Origin of the sequence: Amycolatopsis nalaikhensis (assembly GCF_030264295.1) — a bacterium.
In the GTDB taxonomy this organism is placed as follows: Bacteria; Actinomycetota; Actinomycetes; order Mycobacteriales; family Pseudonocardiaceae; genus Amycolatopsis; species Amycolatopsis nalaikhensis.
On record NZ_CP127173.1, the window covers coordinates 2,426,713 to 2,441,029 of the forward strand.

At 71.8% G+C, this 14,317-nt stretch carries 20 protein-coding genes; 10 read left to right on the forward strand and 10 right to left on the reverse strand.

All coding sequences use genetic code 11. The annotated features are described in order from the left end of the window. Positions 1-89: 89 nt before the first annotated feature. Both QP939_RS11960 and QP939_RS11965 read right to left on the reverse strand, forming a co-directional pair. Positions 90-752 carry an SGNH/GDSL hydrolase family protein gene (locus tag QP939_RS11960; protein WP_285456803.1) on the reverse strand — a complete coding sequence of 221 codons (663 nt, stop codon included), beginning with the start codon at positions 750-752 and terminating at the stop codon, positions 90-92. A gap of 9 nt (positions 753-761) precedes the next feature. Next, the gene (locus QP939_RS11965) at positions 762-1,373 is read right to left on the reverse strand and encodes an NAD(P)-dependent oxidoreductase (RefSeq protein WP_285456805.1); all 612 of its coding nucleotides are present in this window, start codon (positions 1,371-1,373) and stop codon (positions 762-764) included. 84 nt (positions 1,374-1,457) lie between these two features. Between QP939_RS11965 and QP939_RS11970 the strand changes: the two genes are divergently transcribed. After that, positions 1,458-2,021: a TetR/AcrR family transcriptional regulator gene (locus tag QP939_RS11970; RefSeq protein WP_285456806.1), complete on the forward strand. Its 564-nt coding sequence runs from the start codon at positions 1,458-1,460 to the stop codon at positions 2,019-2,021. On the opposite strand, the gene QP939_RS11975 is transcribed toward QP939_RS11970, so the two are convergent. Beyond that, on the reverse strand, positions 2,018-2,506 hold the full coding sequence (locus tag QP939_RS11975; RefSeq protein ID WP_285456807.1) for a GbsR/MarR family transcriptional regulator: 489 nt from the start codon (positions 2,504-2,506) through the stop codon (positions 2,018-2,020). The genes QP939_RS11970 and QP939_RS11975 overlap by 4 nt on opposite strands. Before the next feature lie 93 nt (positions 2,507-2,599). On the opposite strand from QP939_RS11975, the gene QP939_RS11980 reads away from it, so the two are divergent. Next, positions 2,600-3,496 (forward strand): ABC transporter ATP-binding protein, encoded by an 897-nt coding sequence (locus tag QP939_RS11980; protein WP_285456808.1) that lies wholly within the window; start codon positions 2,600-2,602, stop codon positions 3,494-3,496. Beyond that, the gene (locus tag QP939_RS11985; protein ID WP_285456810.1) at positions 3,493-5,130 is read left to right on the forward strand and encodes an ABC transporter permease; all 1,638 of its coding nucleotides are present in this window, start codon (positions 3,493-3,495) and stop codon (positions 5,128-5,130) included. Before QP939_RS11980 ends, QP939_RS11985 begins: the two co-directional genes overlap by 4 nt. 1 nt (position 5,131) lies before the next feature. On the opposite strand, the gene QP939_RS11990 is transcribed toward QP939_RS11985, so the two are convergent. Next, complete coding sequence (locus QP939_RS11990) at positions 5,132-5,461, reverse strand: hypothetical protein (RefSeq protein WP_285456811.1); 330 nt, start codon at positions 5,459-5,461, stop codon at positions 5,132-5,134. Between the two features lie 140 nt (positions 5,462-5,601). Here QP939_RS11990 and QP939_RS11995 point away from each other — a divergent pair, with 140 nt between their 5' ends. After that, positions 5,602-6,834 (forward strand): MFS transporter, encoded by a 1,233-nt coding sequence (locus QP939_RS11995; protein ID WP_285456813.1) that lies wholly within the window; start codon positions 5,602-5,604, stop codon positions 6,832-6,834. Here the strand turns inward: QP939_RS11995 and QP939_RS12000 are convergent. Then, a complete protein-coding gene (locus tag QP939_RS12000) occupies positions 6,786-7,331 on the reverse strand; it encodes a TetR/AcrR family transcriptional regulator (RefSeq protein ID WP_285456815.1) in 546 nt (181 codons plus the stop codon). The two genes, QP939_RS11995 and QP939_RS12000, sit on opposite strands and share 49 nt — an antisense overlap. Before the next feature lie 96 nt (positions 7,332-7,427). Here QP939_RS12000 and QP939_RS12005 point away from each other — a divergent pair, with 96 nt between their 5' ends. Next, positions 7,428-7,850: a nuclear transport factor 2 family protein gene (locus QP939_RS12005; RefSeq protein WP_285456817.1), complete on the forward strand. Its 423-nt coding sequence runs from the start codon at positions 7,428-7,430 to the stop codon at positions 7,848-7,850. Here QP939_RS12005 and QP939_RS12010 read toward each other — a convergent pair. From QP939_RS12010 to QP939_RS12020, 3 genes are all read right to left on the reverse strand, one after another. Then, positions 7,813-8,601, reverse strand: a complete 789-nt coding sequence (locus tag QP939_RS12010) for a metal-dependent hydrolase (RefSeq protein WP_285459721.1) — start codon at positions 8,599-8,601, stop codon at positions 7,813-7,815. The genes QP939_RS12005 and QP939_RS12010 overlap by 38 nt on opposite strands. Positions 8,602-8,655: 54 nt before the next feature. Continuing rightward, on the reverse strand, positions 8,656-9,009 hold the full coding sequence (locus QP939_RS12015) for an STAS domain-containing protein (protein WP_086862300.1): 354 nt from the start codon (positions 9,007-9,009) through the stop codon (positions 8,656-8,658). A 202-nt stretch (positions 9,010-9,211) separates the two neighbouring features. Next, positions 9,212-9,520 carry a WhiB family transcriptional regulator gene (locus QP939_RS12020; RefSeq protein ID WP_285456821.1) on the reverse strand — a complete coding sequence of 103 codons (309 nt, stop codon included), beginning with the start codon at positions 9,518-9,520 and terminating at the stop codon, positions 9,212-9,214. Positions 9,521-9,682: 162 nt separating this feature from the next. Here QP939_RS12020 and QP939_RS12025 point away from each other — a divergent pair, with 162 nt between their 5' ends. The 3 genes from QP939_RS12025 to QP939_RS12035 all read left to right on the forward strand — a co-directional run bounded on the left by QP939_RS12025 (position 9,683) and on the right by QP939_RS12035 (position 11,354). Further along, positions 9,683-10,099 carry an ATP-binding protein gene (locus QP939_RS12025; protein ID WP_285456822.1) on the forward strand — a complete coding sequence of 139 codons (417 nt, stop codon included), beginning with the start codon at positions 9,683-9,685 and terminating at the stop codon, positions 10,097-10,099. Continuing rightward, positions 10,096-10,875, forward strand: a complete 780-nt coding sequence (locus QP939_RS12030; protein WP_285456823.1) for a SigB/SigF/SigG family RNA polymerase sigma factor — start codon at positions 10,096-10,098, stop codon at positions 10,873-10,875. Before QP939_RS12025 ends, QP939_RS12030 begins: the two co-directional genes overlap by 4 nt. A 65-nt stretch (positions 10,876-10,940) precedes the next feature. Further along, the gene (locus QP939_RS12035; RefSeq protein WP_285456824.1) at positions 10,941-11,354 is read left to right on the forward strand and encodes an ATP-binding protein; all 414 of its coding nucleotides are present in this window, start codon (positions 10,941-10,943) and stop codon (positions 11,352-11,354) included. On the opposite strand, the gene QP939_RS12040 is transcribed toward QP939_RS12035, so the two are convergent. Further along, positions 11,355-11,840, reverse strand: coding sequence for a MarR family winged helix-turn-helix transcriptional regulator (locus QP939_RS12040; RefSeq protein WP_414641946.1), 486 nt, complete (start codon positions 11,838-11,840; stop codon positions 11,355-11,357). It lies immediately after the preceding gene. A gap of 47 nt (positions 11,841-11,887) precedes the next feature. Between QP939_RS12040 and QP939_RS12045 the strand changes: the two genes are divergently transcribed. Both QP939_RS12045 and QP939_RS12050 read left to right on the forward strand, forming a co-directional pair. Continuing rightward, positions 11,888-12,865, forward strand: a complete 978-nt coding sequence (locus QP939_RS12045) for an aldo/keto reductase (protein ID WP_285456827.1) — start codon at positions 11,888-11,890, stop codon at positions 12,863-12,865. Between the two features lie 7 nt (positions 12,866-12,872). Next, on the forward strand, positions 12,873-13,523 hold the full coding sequence (locus QP939_RS12050) for a nitroreductase family protein (RefSeq protein ID WP_285456829.1): 651 nt from the start codon (positions 12,873-12,875) through the stop codon (positions 13,521-13,523). On the opposite strand, the gene QP939_RS12055 is transcribed toward QP939_RS12050, so the two are convergent. Beyond that, positions 13,510-14,250 (reverse strand): 3D domain-containing protein, encoded by a 741-nt coding sequence (locus tag QP939_RS12055; protein ID WP_285456830.1) that lies wholly within the window; start codon positions 14,248-14,250, stop codon positions 13,510-13,512. The genes QP939_RS12050 and QP939_RS12055 overlap by 14 nt on opposite strands. Positions 14,251-14,317: the final 67 nt, after the last annotated feature.

A 14,317-nucleotide genomic window follows, 5' to 3' on the forward strand; every position in this document is an offset into this window, starting at 1 on the left:
GCTGGCTGCTCCACAGGACGCAATGGGGCCGCCGCCAGATACACGAACGGCCGAACTTTTTTGAAGATCGACGGACAGCGGGTGGTTGATCACGCACAGTGCGGCGCAAGCGTTTGTGCCCACCGCGCATAACCCGCCGGGCCCGGGTGGAAGCGGTCGGACGCGAACGCCGCCGGGTCGAGCAGGGCCGGGTCCATCGGGACGTGCCGCACGCCGGGGACACGGGCGACGGCGGCGGCCGCGGCGTCGAGCGCGGTCGAGCGGGCCGCGAGCACGTCCCGCAGCGGCCGCGGCAGCGCCGGGAAGCGGGACATCGGCGGGACCCCGGCCAGGACGACGTCGACCGGGCCGAGCCGCCGTCGCAGCTCGACGACGAGCGCCAGCAGGTCGCGGCGGTAGGCCGGGGCGGTTCGCAGCTCGATGGTGTCGTTGACGCCGAGGGCGACCACGACGACGTCGGCCGGGTCGACGAGCGGGACCAGCTCGGCCCGGACCGTCCGCGCGTTGGCGCCGGTGCGGCCGACCGCCTGCCAGCGCACGGCCCGGCCATCGCGGGCCAGCTCGCGAGCGAGGCAGCCGGTGAGCGCTTCCTCGTGCGTGCGCGCGCCGACGCCGTCCACTGTGGATTCGCCGAGGACGGCCAGGCGGATCGGCTCGCCGTCACCGGGGACCAGGCCTTCGGTGGGTCCCGCGGCGCCGGGGAGCCGCGGGGTCGTCCGCTTGACGTAGACAGCCTGCGCGAGGAGCACCATGCCTCGACGCTATCCGTGCGCGATCGAGACTTTCGTCCTGATCAGCGTGGGATCCGCCACGGCGTCGAGCAGGTACGCGGCGACGTCGGCGCGCCGGATCGTGTAGCTGCCGCGGACGTTGCCGTCGAGGCGGTTCTTGACGGCACCGGTGCGTGAGCCGTTGAGCAGCATCGGCGGCCGGACCACCGTCCAATCGAGATCGGCCGCCATGACCAGGGCTTCTATCGCGCGCATGTCCGCGTAGCCGTGCTTGAGGACTGCGTTGAGCAGCGGCTTGACCAGCGCGCGGGTGAAGACGCCGTCGCCGTCGGCGTCCAGCCCGCTGGCGCTGACCACCAGCAGGCGCTTGGCCCCGGCCGCGATCGCCGCGCGAGCGCCGTCGACGCAGACCGTGGTCGGCTTGCGCTCGCGCGAACCCAGCGCGGAGATGACGGCGTCGCGGCCTTCGATGGCAGCGGTCAGCTTGTCCTGCTCGTGCAGGCCCGCGACGACGACGTCGGCCGGGACGTGCAGCCGGGCCGGGTCGCGGACCACGGCCGTGACCTGCCAGCCGCGTTCGCCCGCCTGCTTGACGACCTCGGTGCCGACCCCGCCGGTCGCCCCCAGAACCGTGATCTTCATGGTGGTTCCTCCTCGGTTAGTGAACACTCACCAGGTAGGGTGAGTGTTCACTAACCAGGCTGAGAACGCACTCAGGGAGCCGCCATGGGAAGCCGCGAAGAGATCGTCGCCGCGGCCGCGAAGGTGATGCGCGAGCAGGGCTACGCGCACGCGACCACCAAGGTCATCGCGAAGACGGCGGGTTACTCGGAGGCGATGCTCTACAAGCACTTCCGCGACAAGACCGACCTCTTCCTCAGCGTGATGGGCGAGGAGCTGCCCGCGTTGGGCGCGGTACTGGGCGAGCTGACCGCCGACCCGGGACGCGCGCCGTTGCGGGACAACGTCGTCCGCGTCGCCCGGCTCGGCCTGGCCTTCTACCTCGAAGGGTTCCCGATCGCGGTGTCGGTGTTCTCGTCCCGGGAGCTGCTGCGCTCCCACCGCGAGCGCCTCGGCGGCCACGGCCCGCGTGGGCTGCTCGACGGCGTCGCGAAGTACCTGCGTGCCGAGCAGGCGCTCGGCCGGGTCGACGCGGGCACCGACGTCGAAGCGGCGGCGGCCCTGCTGCTCGGCGCGTGCTTCCAGCAGGCGTTCCTGGCGACGTTCGAAGAGAGCGAGCCGGCCGACCTCGCCGACCGGCTCGCGGACACCCTGCTCGCCGCGCTTTAGGCGTGCTTCTCCTCGCGGAGCTTGTGCCAGCGCTCGTACATGCCGTTGAGCTCTTCGAGCATGAACGACAGGAAGTCCCGCATCTCCGCGAGCCGCTTGCCCGACGGCGTGTCCTCGCCGAGCGCTTCGATGCCGTTCTCGGCCGCGTCGCGCCACATGTTGATCATGCGGTCGCGCTTCAGGAAGGTGGCGTACCAGAGGTCGTCGTAGAGGCGGTAGTGGTCGCGGCGCTCGCCGGGCTCGCGCTCCTTGGCGACCAGGCCGATCTGTTCGAGGTAGCGCACCGCGCCGGAGACGGCGGCCGGGCTGACCGACAGCTGCGAGGCCAGGTCGGCCGCGGTCAGGCGGCCTTCGTCGGTGGTCATCAGCGCGGCGAACACCCGCGCGGACATGCGCTGCATCCCGATCTGCGAGAGCACGAGCCCGAGGCTCTCGACGTAACGGCGGACGGCGTCTTCGTCTCTCTTCGTGTCAGGCGTCGTCATCGGCCCATCCTCCCGTACCCGTCCCCCAAGATCACTCAATCTAGACATTTTCTTAACTTCACAACTTCGTGAACCAAGTGTAGCTTCCGAACCATGGAAAACGCCATTTCGGTCATCGACCTGCACAAGTCGTTCGGCCGGACGAAGGCCCTCGACGGCCTCGACCTGCAGGTACCCGCTGGGGAGGTGCACGGCTTCCTCGGCCCCAACGGGGCAGGCAAGTCGACCACCGTCCGGGTCCTGCTCGGCCTGCTCCACGCGGACTCGGGGGACGTCCGGCTGCTCGGCGGCGACCCCTGGAAGGACGCCGCGAGCCTGCACCGCCGCCTGGCCTACGTGCCCGGCGACGTCAACCTGTGGCCCAACCTCTCCGGCGGCGAGGTCATCGACCTGCTCGGGCGGTTGCGCGGCGGCCTCGACGAGAAGCGCCGCGCCGAGCTCATCGAGCGGTTCGACCTCGACCCGAAGAAGAAGGGGCGCACGTACTCCAAGGGCAACCGGCAGAAGGTCGCCATCGTCGCCGCGCTCGCGTCCCGCGTCGACCTGCTGATCCTCGACGAGCCGACGTCCGGGCTCGACCCGCTGATGGAGGCGACGTTCCAGTACGCCATCCAGGAGGAGCGCGAGCAGGGCCGCACGGTGCTGCTGTCCAGCCACATCCTCGCCGAGGTCGAGGCCCTGTGCGACAAGGTCAGCATCATCCGCAACGGCAAGACCGTCGAGTCCGGCACACTCGCCGAGCTGCGCCACCTGACCCGGACGTCGATCACCGCCGAGCTCGCCGGGCCGCCGAACGGCCTGACGAAGCTGGCCAACATCCACGACCTCAAGGTCGAGGGCAACCGCGTCCGGTTCGACGTCGAAACGCGCTCGCTCGACGAGGCCCTGCGCCAGCTGACCGAGGTCGGCGTCCGGAGCCTGGTCAGCCAGCCGCCGACGCTGGAAGAGCTGTTCCTGCGGCACTACACGACCGAGGCGAGCGCGAAATGACCGCGACCCTTTCGCGCGCCGAAGCCGAGGTCGCGCCCGCGCACGAACTCGCGGGCACCTGGCACCTCACCCGGCTCGCGCTGCGCCGCGACCGAGTCGTGCTGCCGATCTGGATCGTGCTGCTCAGCATCGTCCCGGCCAGCACGGTCAAGACGTTCGACCAGTTCTACCCGACGGTCGCCGACCGGCTGGCCCTGCAGGCGGGCGCGAACACGAACCCGTCCTACGCGCTGCTCTACGGGCCGCCGTTCGACCTGACCACCGCGGGCGGGTTCATCGCCTGGCGCATGTGCGGGTTCCTCGCGCTGCTCACCGGGCTGATGGTGGTCTTCACCGTCACCCGGCACACCCGCGCCGAGGAGGACACCGGCCGCGCGGAGCTGCTCGCGTCCGCGGTCGTCGGCCGGTACGCGGCGCTGACGGCGTCGATGTTCGTGGCCGCCGGAGCGAGTGTGCTGATCGGGCTGATCCAGGCGGTCACCATGATCGGCGCCGGGCTGCCCACCGCCGGGTCGGTGGCCTTCGGCGCGGCGGAAGCGTTGGCGGGCTTGGTGTTCACGGCCGTCGCGGCGGTCGCCGTCCAGCTCGCCGAATACTCCCGCACGGCCAACGGGATCGGCACCGCCGTCGTGGGCGCGGCGTTCCTGCTGCGCGGCGCCGGAGACTCCACTGTGGACGCTCGCTGGCTGTCGTGGCTCTCGCCGATCGGCTGGGTGCAGCAGGTCCGGCCGTTCTCCGGGGAACGCTGGTGGGTGCTGCTCCTGCCAGTCGCGTTCACGCTGGTCGTCGGCGCGGCCGGGTACTGGCTGCTGCCCCGCCGCGACGTCGGGGTCGGCATCCTCCCGCCGCGACCGGGCCCGGCACGGGCGGCGGCGAGCCTGCGGTCGCCGTTGGCACTGGCCTGGCGCCTGCACCGCGGGCCGCTCCTCGGCTGGACGATCGGCACGGCGGTCGTCGGCGCGGTGTTCGGCTCGATCGCCAGCGGCATCGGCGACCTGGTCGGCTCGAGCCCGCAGGCGCAGCAGATCTTCGAACGACTCGGCGGCAGCCACGCGCTGACGCAGGCGTTCCTGGCCGCGATGGCGGGGATGTTCGCGATGGTCGCGTCGCTGTACGGGATCCAGGCGGCGCTGCGGATGCGGAGTGAGGAGACGGCGATCCGGCTCGAGCCGGTGCTGGCGACGAGCGTCGGCAAGCTGCGCTGGGCGGGCGGGCACCTGCTGTTCGCGTTCTTCGGCACGGCATTGCTGCTGCTGGTCGGCGGCGTGTTCATGGGACTGGCCAACGGGTTGCGCACGGGCGACGTCGGCGGCTCGATCGGCGACGCGCTCGCCGGAATGGCGGTGCAGCTGCCGGCGGCGTGGGTGGTGGTCGCGCTGGCGGTGACGATCTTCGGGCTGCTGCCGGGCTTTTCCGCGGCGGCCTGGGCGGTCGGCGCGCTGGCGCTGCTGCTGAGCCTGTTCGGCCCGGTCGTGAACCTGCCGCAGGCGGTGCTGGACGTCTCGCCGTTCCAGCACCCACCGAAGCTGCCGGGCCAGGAGTTCACGGCAACCCCGCTCGTCTGGCTCTCGGCGGTCGCGGTCGTCGCGTTGGTCGCGGGGCTGGTCGGCTGGCGACGCCGCGACGTCGGTTAGGTCAGTCGCGCCAGCTGCTGGTCAACGGCAGCAGCGTGGACGTCGAGGTCGGCGTGGTGGACGTCGGCGACGTGGTCACGGTGACCTCGACGACGCGGGTGGTCGTGGTCGGCGGGGACGTCTCGACCGCGGTCACCGTCGGCGGGGTCGGCACGGGTGCGGTCACCGTGACCGGCTCCGCGCGCGTCGCGCTGGTGGACGGCGGCGCGGTGACTTCGGCGGGCCGCGGGGTGTTGCGGCCGGCGATGAGCAGCGCGGCCACCAGCAATCCCGTGGCGAAGCCCGCCAACCCGGTCACGGCGGCGGAACCCCAGGTCGGTCGGCCACTCATCCGGGCACCCCCTCGCCACGCGGAGCGCAGGTTCGAGGACTAACTCGCGTTGATCTTAACTCTTGTTACAGTCCGTGCACCTTGAGTCTTATCGGCTCAACTTTATTGCGCCCGCCCCGCGCACGTGTCACCTTGGGGTCATGGGGGCTCTGGGGAACCGCGACTTCCGCCGCCTCTGGCTGGCCGACCTCGCCAGCCAGCTCGGCAGCCGCATCGACGTGCTGGCGGTGCCGCTGCTCGCGGTGACCACACTCGGCGCGTCGGTCTTCGAGGTGTCGCTGCTCCGGACCGCGGAATACCTGCCCTACCTGGTGCTCGGCCTGCAGGTCGGCGCGTGGTGCGACCGGGTGCGCCACCGTCCGGTGCTGATCGCCGCGGACCTCGGGCGCGCGCTGCTGATCGCGTCGATCCCGGTGGCCGCGCTGCTCGGCGTGCTGGGCCTGCCGCACCTGCTGGCCGTCGTCCTCGGGGTCGGGCTGCTGGGCGTGTTCTTCGACATCGCGCACCAGACGTACGTGCCGCGGCTGGTCTCCCGCGAAGACCTGCCGGACGCCAACGCGCGGCTGCAAACGAACCGCTCGATGGCGGCGGTCGCGGGTCCCGGTGTCGCCGGGCTGATCGTCCAGGGGCTGGGCAACGCCGCGGCGCTGGCGGTCGACGCCGTCAGCTACCTGTGGTCGGCGCTCTGGCTGCGCCGGATAGAGACGCCGGACGTGCGCCCGGCCGCCCGGGAGCGGCGGCTGCTGCGTGAGATCGCCGAAGGCCTGCGGGTGGTCCGCGGCAACCGAGTGCTCCTGGCGATCAGCGCGCACGGGGGCGTGTCGAGCTTCTTCCAGTCGGCCCACCTGGCGATCGTGGTCGTCTTCCTCAGCCGCGACGTCGGGCTTTCGCCGTGGGCGATCGGCCTGCTCGGCACGGCGTCCCTGACCGGCGCGCTGGCGGCGGGGCTCACCGCGCGGCGGCTCGGCGAGCGGCTCGGGCAGGCGCGGGCTCTCTGGGGTTCGGCGGTGCTGTTCGGCCTGGCGTACCAGCTGTACCCGTTCACCGGACGCGGCTGGGCGCTCGCCTGCTACGTCGTCGCCGGGTTCTTCACCAGCTACAGCGTGATCGTGCTGAGCGTCTTCGGCCTCGGGTTCCAGCAGACGCTCGCGCCGCCGGAGCTGCTGGGCCGGGTCAACTCGATCTCCCAGACGTTCATCTACGGCGCGGCTCCGCTCGGCAGCCTGATGGGTGGCGTGCTGGCGAGCGCGTTCGGGATGCGGGTGACCCTGCACATCGCGGCGGCCGGGGTCCTGGCCTCGGCGGTGCTCATGCTGGGAGCACGTCAGGCAGGCGACGCCTTGAGCCCGTCGACGACGACCCGGACCAGGTGACGGCTCCCGGGCTCGTACCGCTCGGCGGCGAGGCAGCCGACGATCAGCGCCCGCAGGTCGTCGCCGTCGATGTCGCGGCGGATGGCGCCGGCGGCTTGGGCCCGGGCGAGCAGTTCGGCGAACGCGGCCCGGAACTCCTCGCCCGCCCCGGCCTTGAAGGCGTGCCCGCTCGACTCGGCGAGGGCGTCGCAGATGGCGCGGTTGAGCGAGGCCTGCTTGATGACGCGCACGAAGTAGTCGACGAAGACGGCCCCGGGATCCTCGGCGGCCGCGAGCGCGCGGGCCTCCTCGGCGAACTGCTGGATGCGCTCGAGGACGACGGCCTGGAAGAGCGCTTCCTTGCTGGGGAAGTGCCGGTAGACGGTGCCCGCGCCGACGCCGGCGAGCCGCGCGATGTCATCGAGGGGCACGGCCAGCCCGTCGGCGGCGAACGCCTCCTCGGCGGCGGCCAGGACCTTCGCCCGGTTCCGCCGCGCGTCCGCGCGCATCTTCTCCATGTTCGTCTCCTCGTTGACAACCGGAACGCTCGCTCCGTATCGTCCTAAGCGGGTGCACCGTTCCGATTCAACGCCCAGTCTTCCAGGAGAATTCCGATGCCCCACGCCGCCCGGCCCGTGTTCGACGCCTTTCTCGCCGCCTCGGTGGAAAACCGCTGGGACGACCTCGCCGACCTCTACGCCGAAGACGTCACCATCGAAATGCCGTTCACCCTGCCGGGAGTGCCCCGGCTGACGAAGGGCCGCGAGGAGCTGCGCCGCCGGTTCCACGCGGCCGCCCAGGTCCGGCAGGTCGTCCGCGCGGAGAACGTCGTCGTGCACGAAACTTCCGATCCCGCCGTGCTCGTGGCGGAGTTCGACCTGCACCAGGAGCTGCGGGGAGAACCGCTCGTCGTGTCCTACGTGATGGTCGTGACGGTCGAGAACGGCCTGATCAAGCATTCCCGCGACTACACCGACACCGCCGCGGCGGCCGCGCGGATCAAGGCGTTGTCGCCTGCTGGCTCGTCGGCGGGATGAACAAGCGGTCGAACGTGCTCACCGCGTACCCCCACACCCCCGGCACCAGCAGCACGCCGAGCAACGCGAACACGGGGAAGATCAACCGCTTCTCGACCTTCTTGCCGGTGCGGAAGCGCAACGGCTTGGGCGGCCGCAGCTCGTACCACGTCTCGCCCGCGATCGGGACCGGGAACAGGAACGGGCACCCGGCCTCGGTCAGCGCGTCCCCGAGGCAGTGCACGAAACACCCCGCCGCGACGGCGATGCCGAGCCAGCCGGAAATGGCCGCCAGCTCACCCGTCCGGTCGGGCGGGGCCGTGAAGAACCACCAGGCCACCGCCGCGCCGCTCACCGGCAGCAGCCAGTCGCCCAGCGCACCCTCGGCCAGCATCAACCCGAAGATCACCACGCCGACGACCGCCCAGGGACCGCCAGCCGTGGTCCCCCACGACGTCAGCGCGCCCAGGCCCGCCGCGAACAGGACCGTGTGGGACAGGTGGCGGTGCTTGCCCGTCACCTTCTCGTCGCGCGGGCCCTTCGTCAGCGCGTAGAACGCCGCCGAAACGCGGCGCAGCACCCACGACAACGCGCCCGTCAGCCAGCCGAGGAGGCGGGACGCACTCGCGCCCGGGTGGTCCAGGTCGGGCAGCAGGGCGAACCCCGCCGTCGTGGCCGCGAAGACCACCGCCTGGTGCACCGACCCCACCCCGACCGCGGGCGCCAGCGCGAGGCCCGCGCACCAGCCGGTCAGGGCATGCGTCCGCCCCATCATCGTGCCGCCCCCAGGATCCGCGGAACCAGTCCGCAGGACCGTAGCGGGCGGTCAGGCTTGGGGGTCCTCCGACACGCTCAGGTGCTCGGCGACGCCGGTGAGTTCGATCACCCGGCTCACCGCGGGGCTGGGCACGACCTCGAGCTCGACGTCCTGCTCGCCGGCCTGGCGTTGTGCGCGGAGCACCACGTTCAGCGCGGAGGAATCGAAGAAGGTCACCCCGGTCAGATCGGCCACGACCCGCTGCGCCCGCTTGTCCGCGATCAGCCCCGCCAGGGCCTCCTGCAGCTGCGGGCTGGTCAGCAGATCGAGCTCGCCGGTGACCACCACCCGGGGCTCCGTCGCGTCGGTGTCCAGCGTGATGCCGAACCCGGGCGGGGTGGCGTTCTGGTCGGCTGCGGGCATGCAGTTTCTCCTCGTCAGGCGCTGCTCCTGCGCCGGGTACGCGCCTGATGTCTCAAGCGGCATCCGTGTCACCGTGCCTTCCACAACTCCGGGACACGGTCAAGGCAACTCCGGGGCCAACCCTAACCCAGGAGACGGCCGAGCCCGCCACGGCCGCCGCCCTTTCGCGCGGACTGTTCACGTGCGATCGGATCCTGCCTGGTCAGTGCGCACTCATCGCCTTTCGCGCCGCCCGGCGCTGTCGCAGGAACAGCTGCCGCCGTTCGATCTCCCCGAGGCCACCCCAGATGCCGTACGGCTCCTGCACGGTCATCGCGTGCTCGCGGCACTGCGCCAGCACCGGGCACGTCTGGCAGATGGCCTTGGCCCGCGACTCGCGCCGCTCCCGCGCCGAACCCCGCTCGTTGTCCGTGTGGAAGAAAAGGCTGCTGTCCGCACCCCGGCACGAACCGCGCAGCTGCCATTCCCACTCTTCAGCAACCACGTTGGGCAGCCGGCTCACGTCAGCCATGTCGTCCCTGCCTTTCCCAGGATCAGCATGTCGACCGCTACATGCCCGCCGGTGCGGCGGATCAAACCCGGGTTTGGTTTGCTCACCCCACGGGCATCTCGCTGACCGGGCGTGGAGGGGACACCGCCACCCGCCGACCGCGAGCCGGAGAAAGGAACAAACGTGGAGGACAACGCCCCGCTCGTCCCGGAAGGCGCGCAGGTCATCGAGGTGCGGACGGCCGCGATCCCGCACGTCGTGCCCACGCTGCGGACCATCGTGGCCGACATCGCGATGCGCCAGGACTTCGACCTCGACGCCGTCGAGGACCTCCGGATGGCGGTGGACGAAGCCTGCTCGCTGCTGCTCCCCGCCAGCGCGGACGGCAAGCTGACCTGCGTCTTCTCGTGGAACGGGCCGCGCATCGAGGTCTCCGTTTCGGTGCTTTCGGACACCCCGGACCACGAGGACGACTCCGGCCTTTCGTGGCAGCTGCTGACCGCGCTCGCGACGTCGGCGCAGCGCACCGTGACGCCCGAGGACGGCCACTACCTGTCCCGCGTCGACCTCGTCCGGGAGAGCCAGGCGGCGAGCTCGTGACCGATCCCGCCGGGGACAGCGGGGACGAACTGGACGTCGGTGCGCTGTTCACCCACCTCGCCGGGTTGCCGGCGGACTCCCCGGAGCGGGAACGCATCCGGGACACGCTGGTGCGCGCGCACCTGGAGCTGGCGCGCAACCTGGCCCGCAAGTTCCGCAACCGCGACGAGGCGATGGAGGACCTGGTCCAGATCGCCACGGTCGGGCTGATCCACGCCGTCGACCGGTTCGACCCGGACCAGGGCACCGACTTCCTGGCCTTCGCGGTGCCGACGATCTCGGGCGAGCTGCGCCACCACTTCCGGGACAACAGCTGGTCGGTGCGGGTGCCGCGGCGGCTCAAGGAGCTGAACGCGAACATCTCCGCCGCGCGCGAGGAGCTCACCGTCCAGCTTTCGCGCGCTCCCCGGCCGAGTGAGATCGCCGCGCGGCTGGGCGTGCCCGTGGAGGACGTCTACGAGGGTCTGCGCGCCGGTCAGGGCCGCTACGGCGCCTCGCTGGACCACCTGCTGGAGAACGCGGCGCACACGCGCTTCGGGGCGCCGGACGCCGAGCTGGGCCAGGCCGAGCTGCGGGAGGCGCTGCGGCCGATGCTGGAGAGCCTGCCGGAGCGGGAACGCAAGATCGTCGCGCTGCGGTTCGGCTCGGGGATGAGCCAGTCGGACATCGCACGCCGCGTCGGGGTCTCCCAGATGCAGGTGTCGCGGTTGCTGGCCGCGACCTTGAAGAAGTTGCGTTCGGGCCTGGACGAATCCGAGCTCGCCGACGGCACCTGATTAGCCGCTCACCCGCTTGGGTACTTCGCGGACGGTACCGGACTCACTTGGGAGAGGGGGCCCCGATGACGACGTCGAAGATGCCGCAGCACGCGGCGACGACGTCCGCTCCGGTGACCCTGCTCCTCCCGGCCGACGTCACGGCCCCGGCGTTGGCGCGCCACGCGGTGCGCTCGGCGCTGCTGGGTCTCGGAGTGGCCGAAGCCCAGGTGGACGACGTCCTGCTGGCGACGTCGGAGCTGGTCACGAACGCCTTCGAGCACGGTGAGCGGCCCCAGCGAATGGAACTGGCCTACGACGACGGGCGGCTGACCCTGCGGGTGTACGACACCGGCCGGATGCTGCCCGAGCTGCGGGCGCCGTCGCCCACGGAGGCCCGCAGCCGCGGGCTCGTGCTGGTCCAGGCGCTGTCGGAGGACTGGGGGTTCGAGCGCTGCCCGGGCGGCAAGTTCGTCTGGGCGGTCTTCCGCCTCGCCTGATCAGGGGTCCAGCAGCTCCCGCGCGGCCGCCGTCTCGGCGATCCGCTGCCGGAAGGGCTTGCGTTCGAGCGCCTCGGCGATCGCGTCCAGCACGCCGCGCAGCGGGTACGGCAGCTCGGCTTCCAGCGCCTCCGACGCCTCGGTCGTCGCCGTCCACTCCGCCTCGATCAACGGGAGCAGCTCGCGCGTCTTCGCCGTGAGCGAGACGATCCGCTGCCGCGCGTCGGCGCCGGGTTCGAGGGCGACGAAGCCCGCCCGGTTCATCTGCGCGACGGTCTGGCTGGCCGCGGAGTGCGTCACGCCCACCTCCGCGGCGAGGTCGCGGATGGCCAGGGGGCCGCGCGCGAGCAGCGCCCGCACCACCCCCGAGTACCGCGGGCGGTAGCCGTCGAGGCCGATGTCGGCGAGGAACTTCGCGACGTCGCCGTCGAGCACCTCGAGGACGTGCCGCATCCGGGTCCCCAGCCCGTCCGGACCCGATGTCATGGCCATGACGGCGAATCATAGGCGGGGACTTGTGCTTGGATCGCGGCATGGAGAACCGGAAGATCACCCGGCTGGGCCGCGAGGTGTCCGTGGTCGGGCTCGGCTGCTGGCAGCTCGGCGCGGACTGGGGCGAGGTCGACGAGAACGACGCACTCGGGGTGCTGCACGCGGCCGCCGACAACGGTGTCACCTTCTTCGACACCGCCGACGTCTACGGCGACGGCCGCAGCGAGCGGCTGGTCGGGCGGTTCCTCGCCGAGCGCGGCGACGTGTTCGTGGCGACCAAGATGGGCCGGCGCGTCGAGCAGGTGCCGGAGAACTACGTCGCCGCGAACTTCCGCGAGTGGAACGACCGCTCGCGCCGCAACCTCGGCGTCGACACGCTCGACCTGGTCCAGCTGCACTGCCCGCCGACGCCGGTGTACTCGTCCGACGCCGTCTACGACGCGCTCGACGAGATGGTCGCGGAGGGCCGGATCAAGGCCTATGGCGTCAGCGTCGAGACCTGCGAAGAGGCGTTGACGGCGTTGGCGCGGCCGAACGTCGCTTCCGTCCAGATCATCCTGAACTGCCTGCGGCTCAAGCCGCTGGAGCGCGTGCTGCCCGCGGCGGCGGAGGCGGGCGCCGGGATCATCGCGCGGGTGCCGCTGGCCTCGGGCCTGCTGTCCGGCCGCTACACCGCCGAGACGACGTTCGCGGCCAACGACCACCGGAACTTCAACCGCCACGGCGAGGCGTTCGACGTCGGCGAGACGTTCTCGGGCGTGCCGTACGAGGTCGGTTTGGAGGCGGTCTCGCGGCTGCGCGGGCTGGTGCCCGCCGGCCAGACGCTGGCGCAGTTCGCGCTGCGGTGGATCATCGACCAGCCCGGCGTGAGCACGGTGATCCCGGGCGCCCGCAACGCGGCCCAGGCCACGGCGAACTCCGCGGCGGCCGCGCTGCCGCCGCTGTCCGAAGAGGCGCTGGCCGGCGTCCGCGAGACCTACGACGACCTCGTCCGCCCGCTCGTCCACGACCGCTGGTAGGCCCGCCATGATGACGCCCGAAGAGCTGCTGACCACGACCCGGACCGTCCGCAAGCGCCTCGACTTCGACCGGCACGTGCCGCTCGACCTGGTGAAGCACTGCGTGCAGGTGGCCCTGCAGGCACCGAGCGGCTCGAACACGCAGAAGTGGCACTGGCTGGTGGTCACGGACGCGGAGCAGCGCGCGGCGCTCGGGCGGATCTACAGCCGGGCGTGCCACGAGTACCTCGCGTCCGACCGGGCGGCGGGCAAGCTGTTCGCCGACGACCCCGAGCGGGCGCAGGTGCAGAGGCGCGTCGGCGACAGCGTCGCGTATCTGGCCGACCGGATGGGCGACGTGCCGGTGCTGGTCGTGCCGTGCCTGGAGACGGCGTCGGCGGAGCTGCCGGCGGGCAACCAGGCCGGGCTGTGGGCGTCGCTGCTGCCCGCGGTGTGGAGCTACATGCTCGCCGCGCGCTCGGTGACGCTGGGCACGGCGTGGACGACGCTGCACCTGAAGTACGAGAAGGAAGCGGCGGACGTGCTGGGCCTGCCGGACAACGTGCACCAGGCGGCGCTGATCCCGACGGCGTTCTACACCGGCGACACGTTCAAGCCCGCGAAGCGGCAGCCGTTGGAAGAAGTGCTGCACCTCGACCGGTGGGCTAGCGAACGGTGAGGGTGAGCCCCTGGATGCCCCAGGCGTCGGCCTGGGCTCCGGGGAGCCAGACGTCGACGATGTCGTCCTTGATCCAGCTGCCGATGTCCGCGGCGTAGCACTCGCCGTAGCCGGGCACCGAGAACCTGGTGCCCCACGGGATGTTCCGGGCGTCGACCGCGCAGATGCCCGGCCCCGCGTTGTAGCCGAGCGCGGTCTGGGCGACGTCGTTGTAGGACGTCACGCGGTAGTTCAGCGTCGTCCCGGCCGGGATGCGGTAGGGCGCGAGCCGGTCGGCGCCGTCGAGCCGGTAGGCCGTCGAGATCTGGCCGAGCGAGCCCGGCGAGTTGTCCTCGGCCGTCATCGCGTAGAGCTGGTAGTTCGCGTTCGCGCACGGGCTCGCGTCGGTCACCGTGAGCGTCGGCTGGCCCCAGTCGCTGATCCACTGCAGGGCTTGGCCGTTGCGGAACGCGCGATACGCCTTCGCTCCGGCGACGCGGGCGAAGGTGAAGGTCACGCGGCCGTCGGCGCCGAGCCCGCCGCTGACCGAGCCGGGCGCGGGCAGGCGGTTGCTGACGTCGTACGCGCCGACGAGCGTGCCGGGGCCGCTCCCGCCGGTGACCGGCCGGTCCGGAATCGGACCGGGGTAGAAGTGCTGGCAGGCGGGCAAAGTGGCCGCGGACGCGGCCGGGGCGATCAGGAGACTGGCGGCGAACGCCACCAGCGCGAGGACCCTGGCGAGGCGCATGACGGGAAACCTCCATGGTGGGGACCGGGGTGGAGGTGACGCGGTGGGGAGGTGCGGGTTCGCCGCT